The sequence below is a fragment of the Paenibacillus sp. HGF5 genome, from assembly GCF_000204455.1.
Taxonomy (GTDB): domain Bacteria; phylum Bacillota; class Bacilli; order Paenibacillales; family Paenibacillaceae; genus Paenibacillus_AQ; species Paenibacillus_AQ lautus_A.
Map to the genome: position 1 here is coordinate 19,032 of NZ_AEXS01000072.1, position 9,135 is coordinate 28,166.

General features: G+C 50.5%; 8 protein-coding genes. 1 reads left to right on the plus strand and 7 read right to left on the minus strand.

All coding sequences use genetic code 11. The features are described 5' to 3' along the window. Window positions 1-45 precede the first annotated feature (45 nt). On the plus strand, window positions 46-198 hold the full coding sequence (locus HMPREF9412_RS32900; RefSeq protein WP_009591875.1) for a hypothetical protein: 153 nt from the start codon (window positions 46-48) through the stop codon (window positions 196-198). A 135-nt stretch (window positions 199-333) separates the two neighbouring features. Here HMPREF9412_RS32900 and HMPREF9412_RS12365 read toward each other — a convergent pair whose 3' ends face one another. The 7 genes from HMPREF9412_RS12365 to HMPREF9412_RS32905 all read right to left on the minus strand — a co-directional run bounded on the left by HMPREF9412_RS12365 (window position 334) and on the right by HMPREF9412_RS32905 (window position 9,044). After that, the gene (locus HMPREF9412_RS12365; protein ID WP_009591877.1) at window positions 334-885 is read right to left on the minus strand and encodes a hypothetical protein; all 552 of its coding nucleotides are present in this window, start codon (window positions 883-885) and stop codon (window positions 334-336) included. 277 nt (window positions 886-1,162) lie between these two features. Next, window positions 1,163-2,746 (minus strand): response regulator, encoded by a 1,584-nt coding sequence (locus HMPREF9412_RS12370; protein WP_036672052.1) that lies wholly within the window; start codon window positions 2,744-2,746, stop codon window positions 1,163-1,165. After that, on the minus strand, window positions 2,721-4,724 hold the full coding sequence (locus tag HMPREF9412_RS12375; protein ID WP_009591860.1) for a cache domain-containing sensor histidine kinase: 2,004 nt from the start codon (window positions 4,722-4,724) through the stop codon (window positions 2,721-2,723). The genes HMPREF9412_RS12370 and HMPREF9412_RS12375 overlap by 26 nt, the downstream gene beginning before the upstream one ends. A gap of 105 nt (window positions 4,725-4,829) precedes the next feature. After that, the gene (locus HMPREF9412_RS12380) at window positions 4,830-6,497 is read right to left on the minus strand and encodes an extracellular solute-binding protein (RefSeq protein WP_009591856.1); all 1,668 of its coding nucleotides are present in this window, start codon (window positions 6,495-6,497) and stop codon (window positions 4,830-4,832) included. Between the two features lie 140 nt (window positions 6,498-6,637). Beyond that, the gene (locus HMPREF9412_RS12385; RefSeq protein ID WP_009591847.1) at window positions 6,638-7,519 is read right to left on the minus strand and encodes a carbohydrate ABC transporter permease; all 882 of its coding nucleotides are present in this window, start codon (window positions 7,517-7,519) and stop codon (window positions 6,638-6,640) included. Between the two features lie 22 nt (window positions 7,520-7,541). After that, the gene (locus tag HMPREF9412_RS12390) at window positions 7,542-8,537 is read right to left on the minus strand and encodes an ABC transporter permease (RefSeq protein ID WP_009591873.1); all 996 of its coding nucleotides are present in this window, start codon (window positions 8,535-8,537) and stop codon (window positions 7,542-7,544) included. 333 nt (window positions 8,538-8,870) lie between these two features. Beyond that, window positions 8,871-9,044, minus strand: a complete 174-nt coding sequence (locus HMPREF9412_RS32905) for a hypothetical protein (protein WP_009591843.1) — start codon at window positions 9,042-9,044, stop codon at window positions 8,871-8,873. Between the last annotated feature and the right edge of the window lie 91 nt (window positions 9,045-9,135).

Below are 9,135 nucleotides of genomic sequence, written 5' to 3' on the forward strand. Positions count from 1 at the left end.
CTTTTCGCTTGAAGAGTTTATATACAAAGGAGAGCCGATCGACTTATGAAAACGACTTCCCGCCGCTGTTCTCTGCAGATGGATGATTATTTGGACCTGCTGAACCTCGCGATCCAGCTTGGAGACGTGAAGTGGCAAAAAGAAATCACCCGCAAAATGGAAATGACGCTGTCCACATTAGAGACTGCTGCTCAATAAATAACATAGGGATTACATATCCTGCATATAGGAAAGACACCCGATCGCTTATCCCAGGCATGTCTTTGGAAAGCTGACCAGGTGTCTTTTTTCTGTCATCGCTATCGTTTCTTCTCCAGGTTCTGGCATTCTAAATTACTTCTTCGCAAACCCATCCAAATCATGTTTCAACCGGTTGTTAAGCGCTACCAATTCGTCGTAATCGGAGATGTCCAGATTGACTTCTCCCCCCTCAACCGAATCCGAAACGTAATACACCTTGTACATCAGGGAAATCAATGCTTCCGAATCCTTCATGATGATCGCATATTTCTGGGCGTCCTCCTCCGAGAACTCCCCGTTCTCCGCATAGCTTTCCCGTATACTGTCGGATAGAGCCAGGAACTTTCCCGCGATGGGGTTAAGCAGCTGCGAACGAACGGCTTCATCTGCTGTCTTGGAATACGCTTCGATGGCCGCCAGCTTCAGCCGTACTTCCGCAAGGCGCGCTTCATGAAGGGGCATGGACTTCAACTCCAAAATGTCGGTGTAATGGCTCCATATTTGAAATAGAGATGTGCCCAATATGCTTTGCAAGGTCATTTTCGTTCCATGTTCGATCTTCTTCTGATGTTCAATCAGAAACACGGTGCAGGCCAGCACCAATGCTACCATCCATACCCAGATCCACTTCGCTGAATTTGTCATAACGCACCTCCGACTCCTCTATTTTACCATATTAAGGATAAAATAGAATGGAATATATCATGGTCAGAGCGCAAAATAAACGACCCAGTCGCAGGACTGGATCGTACCGATTCTTTTAGCTGCCTCGAGTTTGTCGCCACAAGTGAAAAGGGGATCGGATGTAAAATAACAGTCCCCGGTTCATATAAGAGGGAGAACCCTGCCGCTTGACGGCTAAGGTTCTCCCATCATAGACAATATCATTTTGGCGACTGGTCCTCCCAGCACTATTTTGAAATCATTCCTGCTGCAAGCCTGCATCCGTCTGCACCTTGATCCGGTATTCATGTGGCGAGATGCCTTCCAGCTCTTTGAAGACGCGCGAGAATTGCTTGGTGTTCTCAAACCCGACCGCTTTGCCGATATCGGCAAGCTTCATGTCACCGTCCTGAAGCAGGTCCTTGGCTTTCGTTATTCGCAGCTTTTTGAGATAAACCACGAAATTTTCGCCCGTATGGGCCTTAAACGCTTCGCTGAAATACGAATAATTCAACGATACATAATTGCTGACCATCGCCATGTTCAGCGGCCTGTGATAATTCTCCTCCATGTAACTTACCGCTGCCTTGATCTCGGAATGCTCGCTGTGGGCGGAACGAATCCCTTTAACATATTCATTCACATGCAGCAGCAGATGCTCCAAATTTCTGAAGTAAGTGTGAAAATGACGGTAATTGTCCATCGTCCCTACCTTGCGGTACAGCTTCAACACTTCTACCATGGATTCCCCGTACACGCGGAACACCTCATCCAGCACCTGCTCATTGATCCGCTTGCTGACATGTTCCAAATAATCGATGGCCACATGCGGCATATCCCCGATATGAAAAATATCCAGCAGCAGCGCCTTGATCTCCCGCTCCCGCTCCGTGCCGAGCATGTTGCCGAGCTTGCGGATATTCTCTTCCGGCACCGGATACGTGTTCAGCTCCCCTTGAATGTCATCATGGCTCATCAGTTTGACGTTGGGGTGAATGAACGTATAACTCAAAGCGGTCAGCGCTTGGTTATAACAGCTCCGAATATCCTCGAACCGGAAGCCTTTCCGGCTAATTCCGACGAAGAGCCCGTCCATCTCCCGCTCGGTAAACTGCCGTGCCAGCTTCTCGAATTGTCCGTCCGGACTGCCAATGAGCACGACCCTCCCCTTACCGTCCAGGAAACACGCATTGATCCGCCCTTCCACCGAAGCCGTCATGTTATCAATCAGCTGCTTCAGCTCATCCTTGTTCATGGAGTTGCCGTCTTCGTATTTGTATTTCATCACTGCTACCCGAAATGGCTTTACGAAGGAATCAAATCCGATTTTTGCCGCGGCAGCCTCCGGCTCCCCATCCACACTTTGGGGCCGCTCCAGGAGTTCCTTCAGCCGATGGGTCTGCAGCTGTTGAAGATATGCGTCACTGGCCGCCATGCGGTCATGCACGTCCGCTTGCCGGATCAAAACTTCTTCTGTCTTTCGGAGGGCAGCGAACAGTTCGTCCCGTCGAATCGGCTTAAGAAGGTACTCTTTCACCTGGTACCGGATCGCCGCCTTCGCATATTCAAAATCGTCATACCCGCTAAGAATCAGAAAGACGGGTTTAACTCCCAGCGGACCCTCCCGTTCGGCCAGCGCCTCGATCAGGCGTATTCCGTCCATGACCGGCATCCGGATGTCCGTAATGACGATATCGGCCGGTTGTTCGTTGTAGGCTTCCAGCGCTTCCTGCCCTTGGGCAGCCAAACGGATCTCGTATTGATCCGGGAACTCCCGTTCAATCATCGTTTTCAGGCCATACCGGATATTCTTCTCATCATCCACGATCATCAGACTTCTCATGTCCACTGCCTCCTCCTGTTAACAGCACTTTAGGGAATGTCATGGTCACCTGCGTAAACTTCCCCTCTTCGCTCTTCACTTCGATTCCATATTCATTCCCATAGAACAACCGGATTCGCTGGTGCACGTTTCGAAGCCCGATTCCACCGGCCTGCACGCCGCCGCGCCCATAATCTCCCGAAGGGAGCTCCTCGTCGTCCGCCGTTCGCAGAATCTCGCCCAGCCTGCCCAGCCGATAAGGCTCGATCCCGATTCCATTGTCCGTGACGTTAATCGTAATCTGGTCCTCTTCCCATGCGATGACATCGATCTTGATCTGCTTCTCCTGATCCGGGAACTCCGGCCAGGCATGCTTGACGGCATTTTCCACGATGGGCTGCAGCGACATTTTCAATACCTCGAGCTCCATGAATTCGGACGGAATGTTGAGTTCAAGCCGGATCGGCTCGTCGAACCGGATATTCATTACATCGATATAGTTGCGGATATGGCGAATCTCATCCCTCAGCTTGACGTACTCTCCCGACCATTTGAAGTTATAACGCATCATTCCGCCTAGGGAGGTCAGCGCGTCCGAAATCGTCCGCTGTCCCTCGATTTCGGCCAGCATTTTAATATTTTCGAGCGTGTTGTACAGGAAATGGGAATCGATCTGGCTGTGCAGCGTGCGCAGCTCCGCCTCCTTGGTCACCGCCTGCTTGCGAACCCCTTGGGCAATCAGTTCATTGATGGTGCGGATCAATTTGTTAAAATGATGCGCCAGTTCGCCCACCTCGCCGCCGCCTCGGATCGCAATGGCCGCGGTAACCTCTCCCTTGCGGACTCTCTTCATCGTCTCCGTTAAACGACGCAGGCTCTTCAGGATAATGGAATTCAAGTAATACGTAATAATCGACAGCAGAATGATCAGCACGACGTTCGCGGCTATAATCTGTCCCTGGGCCTTGGATACGTTATTCAGCGCCCCTTCCAGGGAAACGACATTCAGCACGTGGGCATGAAGCCGCTCCATCGGCGTCGCAATCAGCAGGAACGAGGAACCCTCCAGGCTGAACCTGGCATGCATGGTCTCCTCGGAGTCGCCCGTCTGCAGCTTCAGCTTAGCGAATTGAAGCTCCACCTCGTCCCGGAGTCCCTCGTGACTGGTCATGAACGATTGGCTTCGATCCATGAACAACTTCCCTTCCTGATCCACGATGACCATCTGCGAGCTGTCATCCACGATACCGGCAAAGGTCTTCGGAGCAAAATACTTGAGCAGCATATCCACCTGAATCACGCCGCTGTAATTCCCGTTATGGACTTGGCGGATCAAGGACACCTTCGGCTGCTCTTCGGACACGTCGGCGGCGTAGCGCTGCAGAATATCGGGATCGCGGTGGTTGAATACCCACATCTCCCCGCCGTCCAACTCCTTGACCTTGGGAAACCACGGCTCGCTTGCGATCCGTTTCTCATGGAAAATGATCGGCCACATCTCCGTCACGTTCGAGTTGTTGGTGTATAACCGAAGATGCGTAATATTCGGATTGTTCGTTTGGATCCGTTGTATATCCTTGAAAGGCCCCCATGCCAAATCGATCAGCCATGCCGGCTCGGGCTCTTCATTGATCCGAAGATAATCCTTGATCCCGTCGTCCGAAATCGCCAGCTGTGCGGCCATTTCGATCGCCTCGATCTGGTTCAGCATGTTCATCTTCTCGATTTCCAGCAGGAACGAGTTCTGGTTAAGCGCATCGCTGATATAGGTATCCCGAATCTGCTTAAAAAAATAATTCGACACGATAATGCTCGGAATCAGCAAAATCAAGATATAGGCAGCAACCAAACGGCTCTGCATCGACCTGCGGCCAATCCAATAGGTAAACGATTGTATAAGCGATGCCATTCGTTTCATCATGACTGTCACATCCCGTTTCATGAAATAACCGTAACCGAGTCCTGGATGGAAAGGCAGCATCAGCCGATCGGATACCATCCTATATTAGCTCGTGATGCGACAAAAGGCACCCTATTTCGACAAAATCGATCATAGGGTACCTTGCGCCTGCATTCTGTTTTTTTTGCGTTCGAGCGAAAATCCTTATTTCAGGAATTCCTCAAGCTTCTTGACGTTCTCTTCGTATTCTTTCTGTCTGTATTCCTGAACTTTCGCGAATCCGAGCGATTCGCGTTTCGCTTGGTAATCGCTCCAGATTTGATCGAATTCGGCATCCGTTTTGGCAAAGATCAGCTTCGGCAGGATTTTGCCCCATTCGTTCAATACTTTGTCGTTAATGATACCTTCCTCGGAGCTGGCATCCGGATCCAGTTGATCGAATTGCGAGAAGCTCTGGGTCTTGCCGCGAGTCCAGTCTTCCATCTGCTTGAATGGCTCTACGGCCGGAGGCGCCCAAGCCGGCGTGATGTTGGTATCCATCATCATCCAGAAGGTATGGGATGCTCCGTACTTCTTGTCGAATGCGCCGCGGTCGCTGTTCAGCAGCTCTGCAACCTCAGGCAGGAATTGATCTTTACCGTCAATCGTATCCCATGTCACGCCTTTTTCGCCCAAGTAGGTATCACGCTGGCCTTCTTCGGAGATCAGGTAATCCAGGAAGCGAATGGCACGTGCTTTGTCTTTTACGTTCTTGGAGATCAAGGTTACCGTCCAGCCGGAGATCGAAGGACCCGACAAGGTCGGCTGATCCAGATTGGAGTTAGCCGGTCCGTCCACCGCGATGTACACGGAGTTCGGATCGTTTGCATACAGCGCGTTCTGCTGGTTCGCCATATCGCTGCGTTGGTACAGCATCGCGAAATAGCGGCCCTGTGCGATTTTTTCTTCCATCTGCGGACGCTTATCCACGAAAATATCCTTGGACATCAGACCTTTTTCATTCGCCGTACGGAACGTCTTCAACCATCTTACATATTCCGGATCGGTGCTTCGGTCATACAGCTTTCCGTCTTTATCCTGCGGAATGGCGAGGAAGTTCTGCAGGTAGCCCTCGAGGGAGCTGTTGCCTTTCTCATGGAAATCATGCAATCCAAACGGAATGAGCGGCTGTCCGTTCACGTCCGGGAACATTTTCTTGGCGTCCTCAAGCGCTTTCAGGAAACCTTCCGGCGTGCGCATATCCGGGCTTCCGAGCGCCTCATACATGTCTTTGCGGACCAGGAACGTTTGGTTGGAGGTAATGTTATCGCCAAACTTCTCATAGTCCTTCGGTGAAGAGGAGGCATTCGGATAACCGTAAATGTTGCCGTCATCCTTGGTGTACCACGACACCTTCGCAGGGTCGGTTACTTTATAGAAATACGGATCGTATTGGTCCGCCAGTTCGTTCAGCGGCAGAACGAGGTCGCCTTCGATCATTTTTTTGACAGCGTCTTCATACCATCCCAGCGTAATAAAATCAGGCAGTGTGCCGGAAGCGATCATCGTATTCATCTTCTCGGCTTCGTTCCCGGCCGGTACGATGAAGTTGACGTTAACCCCCGTCTTCTTCGTTACGTATTGCGACGTAATGTCCTCGCCCCATTTGTTCGGGAACCAGGCGAAGTTGATGTACCAATCAAACGTAATCGGGGAGGTATCGACTTCCCATCCCGGCTGGTCCTGAGTCAGTTTTACTTCTTCTGCCGGTTTGTCTTCCTCTTTTTCCGACGCGTTATTGTCACCGCCGCCGGACGAGCATGCTGTTGTAAAGGCCATGACCAGTGCGAACATCAACAACAGAAGGCTCTTTGGCTTAAGCATCTTGCTCATGTGTTTACCCCTTTTCTTATTTAAAAATATGATTATATAGAACTCCCGCCGGATTAGGCAAGAGAAGCTACCTGTAAGATTTCCCCTCCCCCGGGTCTCCCCGGGAGATGGAAAGCAAGGCTAACAACGACTCCTGTGAATCAACCTTTAATGGAGCCGATCATCATCCCTTTGACGAAGTATCGCTGCAGGAACGGATAAACGAATACGATCGGCGCCGTCGTTACGACCATGGTCGCCATTTTGATCGATTGGGAAGTGACCGTCTTGGCCACGCCGCCCGGCACCTGGGCCATCATCTGATTGGAGCTCGATTGAGCGACGACCTTATACAGATACGTCTGGATCGGCTGCAGATCCGTATTGTTGATATAGATGACGCCGGTGAAGTAGTCGTTCCACTGATAAACTCCGTGAAACAAGGCGATCGTTGCGATAACCGGCATGGATACCGGCAGCACGACCCGGAGGAAGATCGACCAGTCGTTGGCCCCGTCAATCTTCGCGGCCTCCTCCAGACCGTCCGGAATTTCCCGGAAGAAGGTCATGAAGATGATGAGGTCAAAGAAACTGAACATGGCCGGTATGATGTACACAAGGAAACTGTCTAGCATATTCAGATCCTTGATCAACAGATAGGTTGGAATCAGTCCACCGCCGAAAAACATCGTTATCGTTCCGAGCAGAATATAGAATTTGCCGCCGATCAGACCCTTCCGCGAAAATGCATAAGCGACCATCGCGGTGAAGAGGACATGGATGAACACGCCGATCACGGTTTTGGCTACGGTGATGCCCATCGCCGTCATGATGCCGGAGCTCTGAAACACCGCGCTGAAATTCTCGAAACTGAACATCCTCGGCCACCAGTAGATCCCTCCGCGCATGGCGTCCTGCCCGTCGTTAAAGGCATTTACCAGGACATACCAGATCGGGTAGATCGTCAGGAAACATACGATCAGCATGCCGAAGTTATTGAATATATCAAAGAAGGCTTCGCCTTTGGTTCTGCGTTTAAGCATGGAATATCATTCTCCCTTCTCGTTAGAACAGCGAGGTGTCGTTCAGTTTTTTGGTCACCCTGTTCGCAATCAACAGCAGGATGATTGCAATGACGGACTTGAACAAGGCAACGGCTTGCGCGTAGGAATAACGTCCGTTCTGCATCCCGGTGTGGTATACGAAAATATCGATGACGTTGCTCGCGCTTTCGTTCAGCGAGTTCCGGAGCACCAAAATCTGATCGAAGTTGGAGTTCAGCACACCACCGACCGCAAGAATGAAGAGGATGGATATGGTCGACTTGATGCTGGGCAGCGTGATATACCACATTTTTTGAAACCGGCCGGCGCCGTCAATCGTGGAGGCCTCGTACATTTCCGGCGAAATACTGGCAATGGCCGCCAGATAGATAATCGCGGACCAACCGAGCTCCTTCCAAATATCCGAAGTGATAATGATTCCCCAGAAATATTTCGGTTCGGCCAGATACGTGATCGGCTCGTCGATAATATGCAGGGCCAGCAGGATATTGTTGATGATTCCGATATCCGCTAGCCAGGTCATCAGAATGCCGCCCAGAATGACCCATGACAAGAAGTGAGGCAGATAGGAGATCGTCTGGATCGTTCGCTTGTAGCGAACGGACCGGATCTCGTTCAGAAAGAGCGCAAAAATGATCGGCAGCGGAAATCCGATGAACAGCTTCAGCAAGCTGATCCCGAGCGTATTTCGCATAACGTTGGTGAAGTCTTCGTCCGAGAAGAACTCCTTGAAGTGTTCCAGCCCGACCCACGGAGCTTCGCCGATGGATTTGACAATATTAAATTCTTTGAATGCAATGATGACACCGTACATGGGAATGTAGTTGAAGATGATCATCCACACAACGCCGAGCAGCGCCATAATTTGAAGATGTCGTTGGCCGTAGAGCTTTCTGAGCCATCTTTTTCTGTCGAGCTTCCTCTTATCCTGCACAGAAGGCTCCATCGAGGGACCGACACCGGTTTCGGAAGCGTCGGCATGAAGTTGATTTTGCATGGTTATGACCTCCAAGTTGATCCTATCATTTTGAAAACCCTTACATTCTCTATATTTCTATTGTAAATCGTACATGGTCTGCATGTAAGGTTTCAGATTTCGTATCAAGGTGCTCATTTTTCGGGTAACCATCAGCAAGAACGAAAATTGCGCCCCCCAAACGAAATATCGTTCCCCTTCCTGACCGGGACACAAAAAAAGGCATGAACAGCAGCCTCAGTAGCTGCCATTCATGCCTTCCTTCTTGCCGATGATGTTCTGCCCCAAGCCGATTCCCTGATCGCCACGGCTTTCATCATCCTTGTTACTAACGTATATCAAACGGTTTCCCCGTTATTCCTCTTTGTCTTCCTCGCGCTGTTCCTGTTTGCTTTCGTGTTCCTGCTGGTATTTCTCACGCATTAGCTTCTGCATGATGAATTTTTCCTGATCGTTCAAGCCGCCTTGGTTCTCCTGAATGATCATGTTGTCAATGTTTCGCTTCAGTACCTCGGTTTGCGTGTTCAATACATTTCACTCCTTTGAATTTTGCGTCCCTTATGCTGCGAAATCATTCTGACCCAGAATGTAAGGGTACACGTATTACTAACCATTCTCC